19 protein-coding genes are annotated in these 16,725 nt (G+C 61.0%); 9 read left to right on the plus strand and 10 right to left on the minus strand.

The window, feature by feature from the left end:
• Window positions 1–11 precede the first annotated feature (11 nt).
• The 4 genes from FHT75_RS19315 to FHT75_RS19330 are packed head-to-tail and all read right to left on the minus strand — an operon-like array spanning window position 12 to window position 4,221.
• Entirely contained in the window at window positions 12–1,259 is a 1,248-nt protein-coding gene (locus tag FHT75_RS19315; RefSeq protein ID WP_183845148.1) for an ABC transporter substrate-binding protein, read from the minus strand.
• Window positions 1,260–1,285: 26 nt separating this feature from the next.
• Window positions 1,286–2,386 carry an ABC transporter ATP-binding protein gene (locus FHT75_RS19320; protein WP_183845149.1) on the minus strand — a complete coding sequence of 367 codons (1,101 nt, stop codon included), beginning with the start codon at window positions 2,384–2,386 and terminating at the stop codon, window positions 1,286–1,288.
• 3 nt (window positions 2,387–2,389) lie between these two features.
• A complete protein-coding gene (locus FHT75_RS19325) occupies window positions 2,390–3,328 on the minus strand; it encodes a carbohydrate ABC transporter permease (protein WP_183845150.1) in 939 nt (312 codons plus the stop codon).
• Window positions 3,325–4,221, minus strand: a complete 897-nt coding sequence (locus FHT75_RS19330; protein ID WP_049816520.1) for a carbohydrate ABC transporter permease — start codon at window positions 4,219–4,221, stop codon at window positions 3,325–3,327. The genes FHT75_RS19325 and FHT75_RS19330 overlap by 4 nt, the downstream gene beginning before the upstream one ends.
• Before the next feature lie 182 nt (window positions 4,222–4,403).
• Between FHT75_RS19330 and FHT75_RS19335 the strand changes: the two genes are divergently transcribed.
• The 9 genes from FHT75_RS19335 to FHT75_RS19375 all read left to right on the plus strand — a co-directional run bounded on the left by FHT75_RS19335 (window position 4,404) and on the right by FHT75_RS19375 (window position 12,669).
• The gene (locus FHT75_RS19335) at window positions 4,404–5,216 is read left to right on the plus strand and encodes an aldo/keto reductase (RefSeq protein ID WP_047611951.1); all 813 of its coding nucleotides are present in this window, start codon (window positions 4,404–4,406) and stop codon (window positions 5,214–5,216) included.
• A 131-nt stretch (window positions 5,217–5,347) separates the two neighbouring features.
• On the plus strand, window positions 5,348–5,788 hold the full coding sequence (locus FHT75_RS19340; RefSeq protein WP_047611949.1) for a VOC family protein: 441 nt from the start codon (window positions 5,348–5,350) through the stop codon (window positions 5,786–5,788).
• 254 nt (window positions 5,789–6,042) lie between these two features.
• Complete coding sequence (locus tag FHT75_RS19345; RefSeq protein ID WP_047611947.1) at window positions 6,043–7,062, plus strand: LacI family DNA-binding transcriptional regulator; 1,020 nt, start codon at window positions 6,043–6,045, stop codon at window positions 7,060–7,062.
• Between the two features lie 30 nt (window positions 7,063–7,092).
• Window positions 7,093–7,851, plus strand: a complete 759-nt coding sequence (locus FHT75_RS19350; RefSeq protein ID WP_183845151.1) for a sugar phosphate isomerase/epimerase family protein — start codon at window positions 7,093–7,095, stop codon at window positions 7,849–7,851.
• Window positions 7,852–8,115: 264 nt separating this feature from the next.
• Window positions 8,116–10,068 (plus strand): BTAD domain-containing putative transcriptional regulator, encoded by a 1,953-nt coding sequence (locus FHT75_RS19355; protein WP_183845152.1) that lies wholly within the window; start codon window positions 8,116–8,118, stop codon window positions 10,066–10,068.
• Window positions 10,069–10,174: 106 nt separating this feature from the next.
• Window positions 10,175–10,318, plus strand: a complete 144-nt coding sequence (locus FHT75_RS19360) for a hypothetical protein (RefSeq protein ID WP_164735880.1) — start codon at window positions 10,175–10,177, stop codon at window positions 10,316–10,318.
• Between the two features lie 13 nt (window positions 10,319–10,331).
• Window positions 10,332–11,594, plus strand: a complete 1,263-nt coding sequence (locus tag FHT75_RS19365; protein WP_047611935.1) for a YcaO-like family protein — start codon at window positions 10,332–10,334, stop codon at window positions 11,592–11,594.
• On the plus strand, window positions 11,591–12,334 hold the full coding sequence (locus FHT75_RS19370) for a TfuA-like protein (RefSeq protein ID WP_183845153.1): 744 nt from the start codon (window positions 11,591–11,593) through the stop codon (window positions 12,332–12,334). The genes FHT75_RS19365 and FHT75_RS19370 overlap by 4 nt, the downstream gene beginning before the upstream one ends.
• Window positions 12,335–12,402: 68 nt before the next feature.
• On the plus strand, window positions 12,403–12,669 hold the full coding sequence (locus tag FHT75_RS19375) for a hypothetical protein (RefSeq protein ID WP_183845154.1): 267 nt from the start codon (window positions 12,403–12,405) through the stop codon (window positions 12,667–12,669).
• Between the two features lie 37 nt (window positions 12,670–12,706).
• On the opposite strand, the gene FHT75_RS19380 is transcribed toward FHT75_RS19375, so the two are convergent.
• From FHT75_RS19380 to FHT75_RS19405, 6 genes are all read right to left on the minus strand, one after another.
• Complete coding sequence (locus FHT75_RS19380; RefSeq protein ID WP_028759063.1) at window positions 12,707–13,111, minus strand: helix-turn-helix domain-containing protein; 405 nt, start codon at window positions 13,109–13,111, stop codon at window positions 12,707–12,709.
• A 352-nt stretch (window positions 13,112–13,463) separates the two neighbouring features.
• A complete protein-coding gene (locus tag FHT75_RS19385) occupies window positions 13,464–14,300 on the minus strand; it encodes an amidohydrolase family protein (RefSeq protein WP_183845155.1) in 837 nt (278 codons plus the stop codon).
• A gap of 112 nt (window positions 14,301–14,412) precedes the next feature.
• A complete protein-coding gene (locus tag FHT75_RS19390) occupies window positions 14,413–15,024 on the minus strand; it encodes an ATP-dependent Clp protease proteolytic subunit (protein ID WP_183845156.1) in 612 nt (203 codons plus the stop codon).
• 42 nt (window positions 15,025–15,066) lie between these two features.
• A complete protein-coding gene (locus FHT75_RS19395) occupies window positions 15,067–15,426 on the minus strand; it encodes an SRPBCC domain-containing protein (protein ID WP_183845157.1) in 360 nt (119 codons plus the stop codon).
• Window positions 15,423–15,737, minus strand: a complete 315-nt coding sequence (locus tag FHT75_RS19400; RefSeq protein ID WP_097630172.1) for an ArsR/SmtB family transcription factor — start codon at window positions 15,735–15,737, stop codon at window positions 15,423–15,425. Before FHT75_RS19400 ends, FHT75_RS19395 begins: the two co-directional genes overlap by 4 nt.
• 70 nt (window positions 15,738–15,807) lie before the next feature.
• Window positions 15,808–16,593 (minus strand): IclR family transcriptional regulator, encoded by a 786-nt coding sequence (locus tag FHT75_RS19405; RefSeq protein WP_097542612.1) that lies wholly within the window; start codon window positions 16,591–16,593, stop codon window positions 15,808–15,810.
• Window positions 16,594–16,725: the final 132 nt, after the last annotated feature.

The following is a 16,725-nucleotide window of genomic DNA, read 5'->3' on the forward strand; positions in this document are numbered from 1 at the left end:
CCAGAACCGCTCTAGCCGAGAATGGTCTTGTAGTTTTCCTTGATCTTGGCGATCGCGTCGTCGACGCTCATGTCGGGATCGCTCCAGAAGTTGAAGGCCACGTCCCAGATCGAGTTCTCCCAGTCGGCGTCGCTGATGGCGTGCGGGTTTTGCACCTGATGCTTCGGATCGGCAACGATGCGGAGCACTTCCTTGGAGCAGGCATCGAGACTGTCCTGCGGCGCATCGAGGCGCACCGGCGTCGAGCCCTTGGCCTTGGCGAATTCCGCCTGGACGTTCGGATCGACGACGATCGCCGCAAAGTCGAGTTCGGCCTTGTCCTTATCCGCAGGCTGGCCGCCGAGCAGGCCCCAGCTGTCGACGCTGGCAGCCACGGCTTTTGCGCCCGGGATCTGGATGCAGCCGAAATCCTTGCCGGCGGTCTTGCCGGCCGCCAGCCATTCGCCCTTCATCCAGTCGCCATGGATCTGCATCAGCGCCTTGCCGGTGATGACGAGGTTGGTGGTGAGGTTCCATTCGCGGTTGGCCGAACCTTCGTCGGCCGCCTGCTGGAATTTGCGCAGATAGTCGAAGACCTGGCGGAACTCAGGCGTGTCGAAGACGGTGGGATCCGGTTTTTCGCCATAGATCCTGTTGAAGAAATCCGGTCCGCCGATCGTCGCCGCCAGCGCGTGGGTGAGGTAGCCCACCTGCCATTGCTGGCCGCCGACGGCCAGCGGAATGACGCCGGCCGCCTTGATCTTGTCGAAGTCGGCAAACATTTCGTCGAGCGATTTCCAGGCCGTCGGATCGATGCCGACTTTCTTGGCGACATCCATATTGTAATAGACCATGCCGTCGATGTGCAGCGCCGTCGGCACCTTCATCACCTGATCGTCGACGACCATCGAATGGGCCACCGCATCCGGATACCTGTCGGGGTAGCCGTGCTCCTTGAAGAAATCCGTCAGCGGCCGGCCGAGACCGGCTTTCGTCAGATCGCGATAGACGCCGGGATTGGACTCCATGAACAGGTTCGGCGGGTTGCCGCCGGCAACGAGGTTCATCAGGTTGACGTTGGAGCCGGTGTCATGCGGGATGGCGATGTCGGTCCAGCTGTCGCCTTTGGCTTCCAGGTTCTTCTTGAGCACGTTCAGCGCCGCCACTTCGGGAGGCGCCGACCAGGTGTGGTAGATCACGAGATCGGTCGCTTGCGCGCCGAGGGGAGCAGCGCCCGCAAGCATGGCGGCGGTGATGCCGGCAAGTATCCTGTTCATCATTTCCATTCCTCCCTTTGGTTGCTCATTCACATTCGTCGCCCGGTGCGGGCGTCAAAGACATTGGTCTTGCCGCGCGGAAAGTCGGCTCGCACCGTCTGGCCGGCACTGAGGTCGGCGGCGCGGTCCGGATCGACGCGCAGCGCCAGCAATTGATCGCCGAAGCCGAGATAGGCGGTGGCATCGGAGCCGGTGCGTTCGGCATGTCTGAGCGGCAGCTCGAAGCTTGCCGCTGCATGGGCGAGTGGCTGATCGGCGACGACGAAATGCTCCGGCCTGAGGCCGATGATGACCTCGGCGCCGTTTTCCGGCGGCTGCGAAAACGCGTAGTCGCCGAGATCCATGACATCGCCCGTATCGAAGCCCGCCTTGACGCAATGTCCATCCACCTTCAGCCGCGCCGGGCGGAGATTCATCGCCGGCGCGCCGATGAAGCCGGCGACGAAAAGATTGGCGGGCTTGCCATAGATCTCGTCGGGCGTACCGAATTGCTGGATGACGCCGCCGTCCATGACCGCGATCTTCGTCGCCATGGTCATCGCTTCGATCTGGTCATGGGTGACATAGACGACAGTCGGCCTCAGCGTGTCGTGCAGCTTCTTGATCTCCAGGCGCATCTCGGTGCGAAGCTTGGCATCGAGATTGGACAGCGGCTCGTCGAAGAGAATGACGCCGGCCTGCTTGACGAGCGCCCGGCCGATCGCCACGCGCTGGCGCTGGCCGCCGGAGAGCTGGCCGGGTTTGCGGGCAAGCAGCGGCTCGATCTGCAGCAGCCTGGCGGCAGCGGCGATGCGCCGCTCGACCTCCGCCCGGTCAAGGCGGCTGGCGGCAAGGCCGAATTTCAGGTTTCCGTAGACGGTCTTGGTCGGATAGAGCGCATAGGACTGGAAGACCATGGCCAGGCCTCGATCCCTCGGATCGAGATCGGTGACGTCGCGCTCGCCGATCGTGATGCGGCCGTCGGAGACTTCGAGCAGGCCGGCAAGCAGATTGAGCAGCGTGGTCTTGCCGCAGCCGGAAGGGCCGAGCAGCACCAGGAAATCGCCATCCTCGACCGCGAGATTGAGATCGTCGAGGATCGTCACCGCGCCGAACGATTTGACGATATGTTCGAAGGAAACGCGCGGCATGGGTCAACCCTTGATCGCGCCGGCGGTGATCCCCTGAACGAAGAACTTGCCGACGAGGAAATAGATGACGAGGGGCGGAATGGCGGTGAGCAGGGCGGCCGCCATGTTGTCGTTATAGGCGACCACGCCTGTGGAGACGGTGATGAGATTGGCGAGGATGACGGTCATCGGCCGGGTGCCGAGCCCGCCGAAGGTGACGCCGATCAGATAGTCGTTCCAGATCGAGGTGATCTGCAGGATCAGCACGACGATCAGGATATTGCCCGACATCGGCAGGATGATCTCGATGAAGATCCGCCAGAAGGAGCCGGAATCGATGATCGCGGCCCGCATGATTTCCTGGGGAATATCCTTGTAATAATTGCGAAAGATCAGCGTCAGCACCGGCATGGCCAGCACCGCGTGCACCACGGCGATGCCCCAGAGCGTGCCGTAGATGCCGATCGCCGCGGTGATGCGGATCAGCGGATACATGATGACCTGGAAGGGCACGAAGGCGCAGATGAAGAGCAGGAAGAGAAAGGCGTTCGCCCAGCGCACATTCCAGAGCGCCAGCGCATAACCCGTGACGATCGACAGCGCGATCGACAGGATCAGCGACGGGAAGAGGATCAGCACCGAATTCCAGAAGCCGACCTTGAGGCCGTTGCAGTTGATGCCGGAGCAGGCCTTGTTCCAGGCGTGGTCCCAGGCTTCGAGCGTCCAGACGTGCGGCAGCGAAAAGATCGCGCCTTCGCGGATCTGGTCCATCGTCTTGAACGAGGTGACGACGACGACGTAGAGGGGCACGCAGAAAAACAGCGCGCACATGGTCAGGAACAGCAATATGGCGACGGAGCGCCCGGGAATACGTTTCCTCTTGCGGGGGAAGAAGGGCTGGCGCGGGCCGGGTGAAGCCTTCGTCGCCTCGTCCAGCACGTCTGCCTGCGTCACCACGGTCATCGCGAACCCCCGTTCGCCCGGCGCTGCTGCCAGGTGGTGATCAGCACCAGCGGCAGGAAGATCAGCGCGGTGATGACGAGCATGGTGATGGCGGCGGCCGAGGCATAACCGATATTGCTCTTTGCCGAGAGCGCGTTGATGGTGAAATAGGCCGGCACCCAGGTGGAATTGCCCGGCCCGCCATTGGTCATCGCCACAATCACGTCATAGGCCTTGATGACCCCGAGCGAGAGCAGTATGGCGCAGGTGATGAAGGTGAACTTCATCATCGGAATGATGATCTCTAGATAGAGCCGCCAGAAGCTGACGCCGTCGAGGCGCGCGGCACTCCAGATTTCGGTGTTGATCGATTTCAGGCCGGCGAGCATAAGCGCCATGTAGAAGCCGGAACTTTGCCAGATCGAGGCGAGGATGATCGCGTACATGGCAGTCTCGGGGCTCGCCAGCCAGTTGAAGCTGACCGAGGTGAAGCCGAGGCCATGCAGGAAATTCTGAAGTCCGAGCTGCGGATTGAAGATCCAGCGCCAGGCAGCACCGGTGACGATCAGCGAGACGGCAAGCGGATAGAGGAAAACCGTGCGGAAGAAGCTCTCGCCGCGCCATTCGCGATCGATCATCGCGGCGAGGACGAAGCCGAAGACGATGGCAAGTGCGCTGCCGATACCGAGAATGACGAGATTGTGCAGGGAGATCGCCCAGCCGGCATCGTTGAAGAGCCGCTCATACTGGCGCGTCCACTCGCTCCAGTCGATTTCATATTCCGGAACGCGGCGGCTGCGGGTCAGCGAAAGCCATGCCGTCCAGCCGATCGCGCCGATGAATGCGACGAAGGTGACGGCGACAGCCGGCGCGAGAGCCAGCTGGGGCATCATCCGGCTCCAGCGTAGTTGCATCTCTTCCTCCCAGACCCAACGCTCCCACATCGGACCAAGCCCGATAAACAGGCTTGTATTATCGTTAAACTATGATCAAAAATGCCCATGCGTCAACCGAGGATTTTCGGCCGATTTCGCTCCGAAAGAACAGAAAGCTCAGCCAAACAAGCCAAACGCGACCGGAACGAGGGAGAAGACATATGGAAAATCAGCGACTTATACCGCAACTGGGTTTCGGCACCTATGGCCGCAACGGCAATGAGGGCATCGACGCCATCCTCTGCGCACTGGAGACGGGCTACCGGCATCTCGATACCGCACAGACCTATGATACCGAATTCGAAACCGGCGAAGCCTTGCGCCGGTCCGCCATTGCGCGGGGCGAGGTTTTCATGACGACGAAGATCTCGACCGACAATTTCGGCGAGGGCAAGCTCATCCCGTCACTCGAAAAGAGCCTGGAAGCGATGCGCATCGACCAAGTCGACCTGACGCTCATCCATTGGCCGGCGCCGAACGGCGCCATTCCCTTGAAGGTCTATCTCTCGCAGATCGCCGAGGCGCAGGAGAGGGGACTGACGCGGCTGATCGGCGTCTCCAACTTCACCATCGCGCTGCTGCAACAGGCAGAAGAAATCGTCGGAAAAGGGCGGATCGTCAACAATCAATTCGAGCTCAACCCGCTGATACAGAACAACAAACTAGCTGAATACTGTCAGCGGAACGACATCATCGTCACCTGCTATCTGCCGATCGCCCGCGGCACGCTTTCCGGGGATACGGTGCTCGGCGCGATCGCCGGCAATCATGGCGCGACGGTCGAGCAGGTGATCATCGCCTTTGAACTCGCCAAGGGCTATTGCGCCATTCCGACGTCGGGCCGGGCCGAACGCATCCGTTCAAATTTCGCCGCCGGCAAACTGCGGCTGAAACAGGAGGAGATCGCCCTCATCGAGGCGCTCGATCGCAACCAGCGTACCATCGATCCCGACTGGGGTCCCGATTGGGATTGAATCCGCCGGCGGTTGACAATTCCGATCGTGACGTTCAATTGTGATTTTGTATTATCGTTAATTCAAAATTGGCTTCTGTTGATCGAAACACAGTTGACGGCGGCGCCCGGCGCTGCCGGTGAGGAGGAAACATGCTTGGAATAACCGGCTACGGCCATGTCGCCATCAAGGTCAAGGACCTCGACGCCTCGCTCGATTTCTACCGCGAACGCCTTGGCTTTCCCGAGATGCTGCGCCTGAAGAACGACGACGGCTCGACCTGGCTCGTCTATCTCCGCATCACCGACGACCACTATCTCGAAATCTTCCCCGGCGCCGAAAACGACCGGGCGCCCGGCTGGAACGCCAACGGCGTCAACCACATGTGCTTTACGATCGACGATCTGGATGCGACGGCGACAAGGATCCGGGCGGCCGGCATCAAGCTCACCGCCGAGATCAAGGCGGGGCTCGACGGCAATCGCCAGGCATGGATCGAGGATCCCGACGGCAACCGCATCGAGCTGATGGAGATGCATCCCGACTGCCTGCAGTACCAGGGTATCAAGCGGCTGCAGGCCGAAGGAAAATGACGCCACTGCATAATTCCTCAGATCGGATTCGATTTCAGGATAAAATTATGCAGTAATTCAAAGTGTTACAGCGTCCGTTGCGCGTCCGAAAAGAAGCGCGGCGCTGGAAAGGAGAGCCGCCGGACTAGGTCCCGCGGCTGTTCCTTCCACTCTCCCCCGTGGAAGCTTTCGCTTTCCCGGTGGAAGCTTTCGCTTTCCACCGGAGGAGGTTATGGAAGGAAGATTAAGCATCAGGACATATAGCCGCCCTCACGATGACCAGATCGAGCGTCCGCCTCAAAGACATTGCCGACAAGACCGGATTCTCCGTGAACACGGTCTCGCTGGCGCTTCGCGGCAGTCCGCGCATTCCGGAGGAGACGCGCCAGCTGATCCGCGGCATCGCCGAGGCGCTCAACTACCTGCCGAACCATATCGCCAAGTCGCTGGTCAGCCGTGAAACGAAGACGATCGGCCTCATCCTCACCGACATCACCAATCCGACGTTGATGCGCACGGCGCAGGCGATCGAACTGGAGCTCGCCGACAAGGGCTACGGCACGCTTTTTGCCACCTCCAACAACGATGCGGAGGAAGAGATCAGGGCGTTGGAAATGTTCCGCTCGCGCCAGGTCGACGGCATGCTCATCTATCCCCGCAGCCACCGCAAGCTCGATCATATCCGCAAGATCCGCCAGTCGAATTATCCGATCGTGCTGCTGGTCGGCGATCCGGATTCCGGCATCGACGCGGTCTGCGTCGATGAGAGGCGCGGCGCCTACAAGGCGACGCGGCATCTGATCGACACCGGCCATCGCAGGATCGGCATCATCGACAGCGCCAATCCGCTCGGCAATCTGGAAAAGAGCGAAGGCTACCTGCAGGCGCTTTCGGAAGCCGGCATTGCCTTCGAGCCGGCGCTGACGGCCGACCCGCAGGGCCATTCCGTGATCAAGGGCTATTGGGCGATGGACCAGCTGATGAGCGTGGCCGACCGGCCGACCGGCGTCTTTGCCGCCAATGATTCCCTGGCGATCGGCGCCTTGCGCTGGTGCCAGAAGAACGGCGTCAATGTGCCTAGGGATGTCGCCATCATCGGCTTCGACAATATCGAATTCGCCGAACATGCAGCCACGCCGATTTCGAGCGTCAACTACGCCGTCGACATCGTCACCGAGCTTGCCGTCGAGCGCCTGATGCGGCTCGTCGCCGCCAAGGATGCGCTGCCCGACCCGCGCGTTACCATGATCGAGCCGGATCTCGTCATCCGGGAAAGTACCACCGGCCGAAGCTGAGAACCGGGCCGGCGCGAAGGGAGCAAAGACATGCGCTATCCGATCTCCTACCAGCTTTATTCCTCGCGCAATTTTCCGCCGCTTTTTGCCCAGTTTCCCGAGCTGAAGGCTTTCGGCTACGATGCGATCGAACCCTGGCTTCCGGCCTATGAGGCCGATGCCAAAGCTTTCCGCACGGCGCTCGACGACGCCGGGCTGAAGTGCCACTGCTTTCATATGCCGCTGAAAGGGCTGGTCGAAGAGCCGCAGCGTTTCATCGACATCGCGCTGACGATCGGCGCCACTATCATGATCCCGCCCTATGTGGCGCCGGAAGAGCGCGGCACCGCGGCAGATTATTGGAGGAACCTCGGCGCGCAGTTGGCCGAAGGGGCGCAGCAGGCGGCAGAGCACGGGCTCAAGCTTGCCTGGCACAACCACGATTTCGAATTCTTTCCGCTGGCCGACGGGTCACGGCCGATCGACCATATCTTCGACGGCGGCGGCGACAATGCCTGGTTCGAGATCGATTGCGGCTGGATCACCCGGGCCGGCGCCGATCCGGCGGCCGAACTCAAGAGATTCGCCGACCGCATCATCGCCATCCAGATGAAGGACATGGCGCCCGGAGGCACTGCGGCGGAAGACGGTTGGGTGGCGACCGGCGACGGCATCATCGACTATGAAAAGCTCGTACCACTCTTCCGTCAGACAAAGACTGAGCATATCGTCACCGAGCATGACAATCCGGCCGACTGGCGCCGCTTCGCCCGGCGTTCGATCGCGCGCATCAAGGCGCTTGGCCTGTAGCGCGGCGGCGATTTTGTCGGGGACAGCCTGTGATACCGGGCCGTCGTTTGCTCAATAACCTGCCGCCAGGGTACGCAAACCGCATCCTGACGGAAGTGTTGGCAAAGCATCTTCTCGGCGAGCGACATGCGAAAATGCAAATAATCGATGAAATTTCTTCTTTTTTATAGCAAAGCCGCTATGCGCGGCGGCTTTATAGCTTTAACATAATGTCTTGACCGCCGGTGCGTTTGCGCGCCTTGGCTTTCGGGGGTGAGAACCGAGATGCAACGGACATCCGGGCAAATGTCGACGAACAGGCTGTGCCTGCTCGGAAGACCGCGATTGCTGGCGGCGGGGAAGGAACTCCCCTTGCCGGAGAAGTCTTATTTTCTTCTCGCCATGCTCGCTGCCGAAGCCGATCTCGAACTCGACCGCGAAACCGTCAGGCGGCAACTCTGGCAATCGGAGCTGCCGGAAAAGCGGGCAGGTAGTCTGCGCCAGCTCCTGGCGCGCATCGAACAGAGCATTCCCGCCGACCTTCCGCCGCTGCTGACCGCGACCCGAACCCATATCGGCCTTGCCGCCGGCTGGGAGGTCGATGTTCATATCCTGAAACAGAAAGGGCCGCTCGCACCCGAAGACGGCGGCCTCCTGAACGGCGAATTGCTCGAAGGCGTCAAATCGCCGACGCAGGGCGCCGAGGACTGGCTGACCTTCGAGCGCCAGCGCATCGACGAATTGCGCTCCACCCATCTCGCCCGGCTGGTCGAAACATCAGACGACAGATCTGATGAAGAGCAGGTCACGCTTGCCAGGCGCCTGCTGGAACTCGATCCTGCCAGTGAGACCGCTTATCGTGCCCTGATGCGCACCTATGTCAGGATGAACGATCCGGCAGCGGCGCGTCAGGCCTATCTGAAGTGCAAAAGCCAACTGAAGGACGACTTCGACACCGAGCCGGAGGAAAGCACCACCGCTCTTGCCCGCGAACTGAACCTGGTGCCGGCGGCACAAGCGGCTTCAGGCCATTCCCAGCCGGGGCCGAACCTCGCGATCACTCTGCTTGGCCAGCCGCGCATCATCATCCTGCCGCCGGAAAGCATTTTTACCGATCCGCTGATGGAGCGCGTCGGCAGGGCGCTTCTCGAAGACGTCACCATCGGCCTCAGTCAGCAGCGCGGCTTCAAGGTGATCGCGGCGCATACGAGTCTGGAAATCCTCAGCCGTTCGATCGATCCGTCGCGCGCCGTGCCCGGTCCGCTCGACCTCAGCTTCGACTATGCGGTCTACGTCACCATCCAGGGCCGCGACGAGGATGTCTTTGCGACCTGCCGCCTGACGCGGACGACGACATCGGAGGTGATCTGGGCCATCGAGTTGCCACTGGTCATGCAGAAGATCAGCGAATCCTTCGCGCATCTGACGCGGCGGATCGTTTCCTCGCTCGCCGACACGATCGAGCGCCACGAACTGGCGATGCCGATCGGCGAGGCGCCGCCATCCGCCTATCGTCTCTATCTGGAAGGCAAGCGGCTGATCGCCCAGACCGATCTGCAGCATCTGCGCCAGGCGCGCAAATGGTTCAAATCCTCGCTCAATCGTTATGAGCATTTCTCGGCTGCGCATGCCGGCGTGTCGCGCGCGCTCGGTATGGAATGGCTGATCCGCGGCATGCGCGACAAGGAACTGCTCGATGAGGCGAACGGCGCTGCCCGGCAGGCGCAGCAGTCCGACCCGAACAGCGGCCGGGCCTACCGCGAGCTCGGATTCGTGGCGCTCTATCGCCGCCGCTTCGACGAAAGCCTGGAATATTTCCAGCAGGCCCAGGATCTCAATCCCAATGATGCCGACATCCTCGCCGATTTCGCCGACGCGCTTTCCCATGATGGCGATTTCGATCGGGCGCTGGAGCTCAGCCGCGCGGCCTTCAAACTCAATCCGCTGCCGCCGGACTATTATTACTGGAACCTCGGCGGCATCCATTTCATGCGCGAAGAGTATGAAATGGCGATCGAGGCGCTGGAACCGGTGAAGGCCAAGCAGGCAACCGCCCGCCTGCTCGCCGCCTCGCATGCTATGGCGGGCGATACGGCCAAGGCCAGGAATTATGCCAGGGTGGTGCTGGAAAACTTCCCCGATTTCCGCAGCGAGGACATCCGCCATTTCGTCCCCGATCGCGATCCCGCCTATACCGAACCGCTGATACAGGGCCTGCATCTTGCCGGTCTTCCCTGATTGCGCGGCCTTTTAACGAAGCCTGTAACGCTTAAATGACGCAGGTAATGTTTCCCTCTGATGGTTAACGGCAGCAAGGCGCTGCCCAACCAATCGGAGATGGAACATGAAGACGAATGCTGAAAGCACTGCAGTTCAGACACCGTCGCTGCGCTTCTCTGCAGCTGCCAGAGCAGCCATGAAGCAGGATGAACTCAACGTTTCCGCCAATGCGCTCGAGAGCCTGACGCATGCGCTGAGGTTCCGCTAAGGAACAAATCGGTATGTCCGCTTTCACCGACCTTGAAACGCTTGCCGGTGACCTCAAACGATCATCGGCAGGCGTCAGCGATTATCATGACCGCGCCGTCACGCCGGCGCAGACCTTCGCGGCCATCAGGCCGCATCTGCGCGAATTCGGCATCACCCGCGTCGGTCTCTTGACGGCGCTCGACGTCCTGAACATCCCCGTCGCCTTCGCAACGAGGCCGAACAGCCATACGCTCTCGGTCTTTCAGGGCAAGGGTATCGACAACGAGGCCGCCATGACCTCGGCGGCGATGGAGGCGGTCGAGACGCGGATCGCCGAAATTGCCCCCGCCGACCTGACGCAGGCGACCGTCGAGAGCATGCGGGCGGAGCGTGCCGCCATGATCGACCTCGACAATGTCGCACGCTGCGCGCCCGACGAGATCGGCAGCCGTCCCATTCCCTGGTGCTCCGGGCTCGACATCCTGTCCGGCAGCAGCGTCTTCGTACCCTGGTGGCTTGTCGGTCTCGACCATCGCGGCGAGAGGCCGCCGGGCTTCGAGCAGTCGAGCGATGGGCTGGCCTCCGGCAACACGCCGTCCGAGGCGGTCCTGCATGGGCTTTGCGAGCTGGTGGAGCGTGACGCCTGGGCTCTGACCCAGCTGAAATCGCCGGAGCGCCTGAAGGAAAGCCGCATCGACCCGGCCTCCTTCGGCGATGCGGTGATCGACGTCATGACCGACCGGATCACCCGCGCCGGCATGAAACTGCTGCTGCTCGACATGACGACGGATATCGGTATTCCCGCCTTTTTGGCCGTCATCATGCCCGGCAATCTTTCCGACCGTGTCGACGCGCGCTGGTCGCATGTCTGCGGCGGCTGCGGTTGCCACCCCGATCCCGTGCGCGCCGCGCTGCGCGCCATTACCGAAGCGGCGCAGAGCCGGCTGACTGCGATTGCCGGCAGCCGCGACGATTTCTCGCCGCGCATCTATCAGCGGCTCGACAGGAGTGCGGCGATGCAGCAGGTGGTCGAACTGTGCGAGGGCGACGGCCGGATGCGCCCATTCCAGCCCCGTCATCACCGCAAAGCGACGATCCAGGAGACCATCGGCCATATTGCCGACCGGCTGGTGGCCACCGGCATCGAGCAGATCGTGGTCGTGCCGTTTCCGCACCCGGCCCTGCCGGTCTCCGTCGTCAGAGTGATCGTGCCCGGCCTGGAGGTCGATATCTCAGGCCAGTACATCCAGCTCGGCATGCGCGCCGTCAACACCATAAGAGGAGCCGAATCATGAAGGTGCTGTTCGTCGGCCCGAGCCTGGGCAGCGATCTTGCCGCGGCAAGGGCGATGTCTTCCTGCATCGACTTCCGGCCGCCGGCCGCCGCCGGCGACATTCTGAAAGCCGTTGAGGACGGCGCCACCGCGATCGGCCTCGTCGATGGCTATTTCGGCGATCTGCCTTCGGTCTGGCACAAGGAAATTCTGTACGCGCTCGAACACGATGTCGCCGTTGCCGGCGGCGCCAGCATGGGCGCGTTGCGGGCAGCCGAATGCGCCCCCTTCGGCATGGTCGGGCTCGGCTCGATCTTCGAGGATTATGAGTCAGGGCGGCTGCTCGACGACGAGGCCGTCGCGCTGGTGCATGCGCCGCAGGAACTTGGCTGGCTGCCGCTTTCCGTGCCCTGGGTCGATTTCGAGCCGACGATCGATGCGCTTTACGCCAGCGGCGAGATTTCACCCGGCGAGCGCAAGAAGCTTCTGCTTGCCGGCCGTTTCCTGCATTTTTCCGAGCGCACCTATGCGAAGGTGGCCGACGAGTGCCATTTCCGTAAACCGCGCCGCGACCACATCCTCGCCACCATTCGCGGCAACCGCGTCGAGCGCAAGCGCAACGACGCGCGGCTGGTATTGGAATGGCTGCGCAGGGACAAATTCCTTCCCGTCAACCGTGACTGGCATTTTGCCGCAACCTCGCACTGGGACCTCCTGCACGCCGAAGTCACGCGCAATGCGGTTGCTGTAACGCTTGAATAACGGTCGCGGCACAAAGATGCAGTAGTGGATGGAATCGTAGGGTTTCACGGCCAACGAAGGCGGGAACGATGTTTGAACAACACAACGAAGGTACAGGCAGCGAATACGCAAGGATCTTCCGGCTGCTGTCGGTAGCCAAGGAGGAGGCTGAAAAGCTTCAGCTGCGTAATCTGATGCACCTGACGAACATGGCGCTGCTGCAGGTCGTTATCGATTGGGACGGCATAGATCCCGACAGGGAGCTTGACGTCAATCTCGAGAAGCTGCTCGGCAGCAAAGCCAAGATCGCAATGAAGGATGCCAGCGAGAATCTAATTCTGATCGATCGCCATTGACCCTCATGCGGCCCGTTGGATTGCGTGAAGGACCGGTTTATTCGGCCGCGTCAGCGTCCAACTGTTCGGTGTTGGCGATCGCCTGGACGAGCTTCAGAATCTTCTTGCGAAGAGCTTCGTTCTTGATCGAAAAGAACGCCGCATTGAGAAGGACGCCTTCGCGCGAAATAACGAATTCCTCGCTTGGAGCAGGGTTGTCGTTGGCCGTAGCAGGGGTCGACAGGTCGTCGAAAAACGTCCTGACATCGACCTTCAGCGCGCCGGCGATTTCGACCAGCATGCTGGCGGAAACGCGGTTGGAACCCTTTTCGTATTTCTGGATCTGCTGGAACGTTACGCCGACACGATCTCCCAGTTCCGTCTGAGAAACTTTCCTCAACAGACGCTGGATGCGGATCGTCTTTCCGACGTGAACATCTACTGAGTGCGGTTCTTCTTTCATTTATTTCCCTCCTGATACAGCGGAGATCAGGCCATTTGCCATATCTCCGCCTGACAACTTTTACCCGAGATGAATAAAGCTAGCAATTGCTCGGTTGTAAGTCGTCCCAAACCGATACAACGCGTCTGCGTCATTATCTCACCACACATCACCAGCAAAAAACATGCCAAAGTAGCACTTTTGCCGGGCACGTCATTGTTTTCGTGATGTTGACGCCTGTCGGCGGGGCGTGTGCAGCGAATCCGGGGGTGATATGCATAAAAACAATGAGCGAAGAGCGTTGCCTCACCCGGTCCATGCAAATGCGCTTTAAGTCTTTGATAACCACTGCGCTCTTTTGGGGTGGTGCTTTTTAGAACGCCCAGAGACGCTGCGCATTGGCGAAAAGCAGCTTCGAGCGCTCGGCCTCATCAACGCCGGAAAGCATAGCATGGGTCGCCGCGACCCAGGTGGAGAGGCCGCCGCCGAGCGTGCAGACCGGCCAGTCGCTGCCCCAGACGACACGATCCCAGCCGAAACTTGCGATCACATGTTCGATATAGGGCCGCAGCGTTTGCGCCGTCCAGGTCTCGGCATCCGCATAGGCAACGACGCCCGAGACCTTGCAGACGACGTTCGGCCGCCGGGCAATTTCGGATATGCCGGCCTTCCAGGGCTCAAAGGCATCCGAGCGGATATCGGGCACGCCGCAATGGTCGAGCACGAACTGCACATCGGGCGCGAGATCGACGAGGGCCGCCACCCGGCCTGCCTGATGCGGCAAGGTGCAGAGGTCGAAGGTCAGGCCGCTGCCGCCGATGCGCCGGATGTTTTCGCGGAACAGGGCGCCTTCGGAGACATCGTCGGGCACGACATGCAGCACGCGGCGGAACCCCTTGACGAAAGGATCGGCCTTCTGTCGCTCGAGATAGGCGGCAAAACCTTGCTCCTCCGGTCGGCAGGAGACGATGGCGCCGGCAAGCAGACTGCCTTCCTTTTTGGCGATGTCGGCAACGTGATCGGTCTCGGCCTGCATGGCGGCGGGATCGACGTCGACCTCCATATGCAGCGCCGTGGTGATGCCGCAGCGCCGGGCCTCAGTCGCATAGGTCTCGTAGAGGAAATCACGATCGAGAGCGGGCGCCTGGGCAAGCCAGGGATAGGGCAGCGCCGACCGATCGATGATGTGCAGATGGGTGTCGATGAACACGCTCTCTCCTCCAAGAGTGGTTTTGCGGCAACCTATCCCTGGTGAATGGATTGTTCAAATAGAAATTCCCGGCGGTTAAAAATTCCAACTTTTGTTGGATTTCCGCGACAGCTTATAGGCTGGCCGTGTCTTCCCGAACCGATAGAATACGGTCGATAAGACCCCATTCCAATGCTTCTTCCGCCGTCATGAAGCGGTCGCGATCCATCCCGCGCTCGAAGTCTTCATAGGAGCGTCCGCAATGCTCCGCATAGAGCCGCGTCATGCGCTGCTTGGTCTTGAGGATTTCTTCGGCGTGAATCAGCATGTCCGAAGCCTGCCCTTGGAAGCCACCGGAGGGCTGGTGAATGAGGATACTGGCGTTGGGCAATGCAGCTCTTTCGCCGGCCTCGCCTGCCATCAGCAGGAACGATCCCATTGACCGGGCTGTCCCCATGCAAAGCGTATGAACCGGCGCGCGGATAAAGCGCATGGTGTCATACATGGCGAGGCCGCTGGTCACGGCACCGCCCGGCGAATTGATGTAAAGATTGATCGGCTTCTTTGGATTCTCGGCCTCAAGAAACAGCAATTGCGCGCAGACCAGAGCGGAAACGGTGTCGTTAACCTCGCCGTTGAGGAAAATGATGCGTTCGCGCAGAAGACGGGAGTAAATGTCAAAAGATCTCTCTCCTCTGCTGGATTGTTCTATGACCATAGGGACGAGTTGCATCGCTTCGCGCATCGGCGAACTCCAATCTTCCAGAATTTAACGGGGCTTGCCGCGTCAGGCGGCGAGCATGACGGGCGGACTGTTGCTGTTCGCGGCCGCTTTCGCCATCCGGTCGAGCCTCGCGTCGGTCAGTTCGTGGATAATGCGCAGGCGGGTGCCGCCGGTCGCGTTCGGGACGATCGTGAACGTCACCGAGCTTTCAAGGAAAGGTGGAGCGTTGTCGCGCAGGCTATAACGGACTTCCTCGCCAGGTGTGACAGTGGCCGGTTCGGGATCGGCCAAAGCGTCTTTTGGCAACCAGTTTTCCCGAAATTCGGGGATGCTGATTGCACGCCAGACTTTGTGCGGCGGTTCATCCAGATCGAATTCCAGTTCGATGCCGTCTTTATGCTCGGTGGCCTTTCCGTCGTTCATTGGTCCATATCCTTCAGCAAGACCTTGAGAGCTTCGATGCGGGCAGGCCAGTAGGCACGATATTTCGCCAACCATTGCGCGATGAGAGCCAGTCCCTCCGGATCGACTTCGTAATTCACGAAACGCCCCTGCCGTTCTTCCCTCACGAGCTTTGCGTTCCGCAAAACCGAGAGATGTTGCGACATTGCCGGTTGACTGATCTCCATGCCCGCGCGCAAGGCGCTGGCGTTCATGCCGCCCGCCGCCAGCTTCTCGAAGATCGCGCGGCGGGTTGGGTCGGCCAAGGCTCGGAAAATGTCGTTCTCGATCATGTCGACACATAAGCACGAACTTATGCGATTCGCAAGTCTGCTTCGCGACGGCCTTTTCCGAGGGGACCCGTCAGCCGGAATGGCCGACATCGGCGCCGGCGAGCAGCGAAAGCTGCGCGGCGGTCTTCTGCACCAGCATGATCGTCTGGGTGATATCGGGCGCGGACGGCGCATTAACGAGCGCGATGAAGGGGCAGGTGAGGGCGGCGATGCAGCGTCGGTCCGGCCCGAGCACCGGGGCGGAAAGGTTGTAGACGCCCGCCGTCTGGGCGCTTGCCATCATCTCGTAGCCGCGCTCGCGGATCTGCTCGAGGCGGTCGTAGAAATCGGGCCCGAGTTCGATGTCGGCGCGGCTGCGCACATGTTCCGAGATCATCATCTCCCGCTCCTCCTCGCTGCGGAAGGCGAGCAGCACATGCCCCGAACCGGTGTCGAAGAGGCTGATATGGGCGCCGATGCGGATCGAGAACCCCCAATAGTCAGGCGCCTCCTGTTGAGCGATGACAACCGCCGCACCGCGATCGAAGACGGCAAGGTGATTGGCCTGGCGCGTCCGCTGGGCGAGATCGCGCATCAGCGGCGTGGCATAGGAGGCGAGCCGGCGCACCGGCGCGTGCAACTGGGCAAGACCGAAGAGCTTCAATGTCAGCGAATAGCGATCGCCGTCCAGCCGGGTGACGTAACCGCGGCGCACCAGGCGATCGAGCATGCGGTAGAATTCATTGGGGCTGCGGTCGAGCCGCTTGGCGATATCGGCCTGGGTGAGGCCGGTATCGACACCGGCGAGCAGTTCCAGGATATCGAGGCCCTTGTCGAGGGCAGGAGCGCGGTAGCGGTCTGACTCGTCGGTCTCCATTCCTTCCTCCTGTGAATACCATTCTGCATATACGCAGAACTGCAGCCGGAAAAGGAAAACTTCACGCTTGACCCTTGGCCAATCGTCTGTTTGTCTATAAACAGACAAATCATGACTGAAGACGTCGCCCGA

Source organism: Rhizobium sp. BK112, assembly GCF_014193215.1.
GTDB lineage: Bacteria > Pseudomonadota > Alphaproteobacteria > Rhizobiales > Rhizobiaceae > Rhizobium > Rhizobium anhuiense.

Excerpts from the sequence above, each read along its gene's own strand:
- FHT75_RS19315 (WP_183845148.1), bottom strand. The coding sequence starts at position 1,259 with ATGATGAACAGGATACTTGCCGGCATCACCGCCGCCATGCTTGCGGGC.
- FHT75_RS19320 (WP_183845149.1), bottom strand. The coding sequence starts at position 2,386 with ATGCCGCGCGTTTCCTTCGAACATATCGTCAAATCGTTCGGCGCGGTG.
- FHT75_RS19325 (WP_183845150.1), bottom strand. The coding sequence starts at position 3,328 with ATGACCGTGGTGACGCAGGCAGACGTGCTGGACGAGGCGACGAAGGCT.
- FHT75_RS19330 (WP_049816520.1), bottom strand. The coding sequence starts at position 4,221 with ATGCAACTACGCTGGAGCCGGATGATGCCCCAGCTGGCTCTCGCGCCG.
- FHT75_RS19335 (WP_047611951.1), top strand. The coding sequence starts at position 4,404 with ATGGAAAATCAGCGACTTATACCGCAACTGGGTTTCGGCACCTATGGC.
- FHT75_RS19340 (WP_047611949.1), top strand. The coding sequence starts at position 5,348 with ATGCTTGGAATAACCGGCTACGGCCATGTCGCCATCAAGGTCAAGGAC.
- FHT75_RS19345 (WP_047611947.1), top strand. The coding sequence starts at position 6,043 with ATGACCAGATCGAGCGTCCGCCTCAAAGACATTGCCGACAAGACCGGA.
- FHT75_RS19350 (WP_183845151.1), top strand. The coding sequence starts at position 7,093 with ATGCGCTATCCGATCTCCTACCAGCTTTATTCCTCGCGCAATTTTCCG.
- FHT75_RS19355 (WP_183845152.1), top strand. The coding sequence starts at position 8,116 with ATGCAACGGACATCCGGGCAAATGTCGACGAACAGGCTGTGCCTGCTC.
- FHT75_RS19360 (WP_164735880.1), top strand. The coding sequence starts at position 10,175 with ATGAAGACGAATGCTGAAAGCACTGCAGTTCAGACACCGTCGCTGCGC.
- FHT75_RS19365 (WP_047611935.1), top strand. The coding sequence starts at position 10,332 with ATGTCCGCTTTCACCGACCTTGAAACGCTTGCCGGTGACCTCAAACGA.
- FHT75_RS19370 (WP_183845153.1), top strand. The coding sequence starts at position 11,591 with ATGAAGGTGCTGTTCGTCGGCCCGAGCCTGGGCAGCGATCTTGCCGCG.
- FHT75_RS19375 (WP_183845154.1), top strand. The coding sequence starts at position 12,403 with ATGTTTGAACAACACAACGAAGGTACAGGCAGCGAATACGCAAGGATC.
- FHT75_RS19380 (WP_028759063.1), bottom strand. The coding sequence starts at position 13,111 with ATGAAAGAAGAACCGCACTCAGTAGATGTTCACGTCGGAAAGACGATC.
- FHT75_RS19390 (WP_183845156.1), bottom strand. The coding sequence starts at position 15,024 with ATGCGCGAAGCGATGCAACTCGTCCCTATGGTCATAGAACAATCCAGC.
- FHT75_RS19395 (WP_183845157.1), bottom strand. The coding sequence starts at position 15,426 with ATGAACGACGGAAAGGCCACCGAGCATAAAGACGGCATCGAACTGGAA.
- FHT75_RS19400 (WP_097630172.1), bottom strand. The coding sequence starts at position 15,737 with ATGATCGAGAACGACATTTTCCGAGCCTTGGCCGACCCAACCCGCCGC.
- FHT75_RS19405 (WP_097542612.1), bottom strand. The coding sequence starts at position 16,593 with ATGGAGACCGACGAGTCAGACCGCTACCGCGCTCCTGCCCTCGACAAG.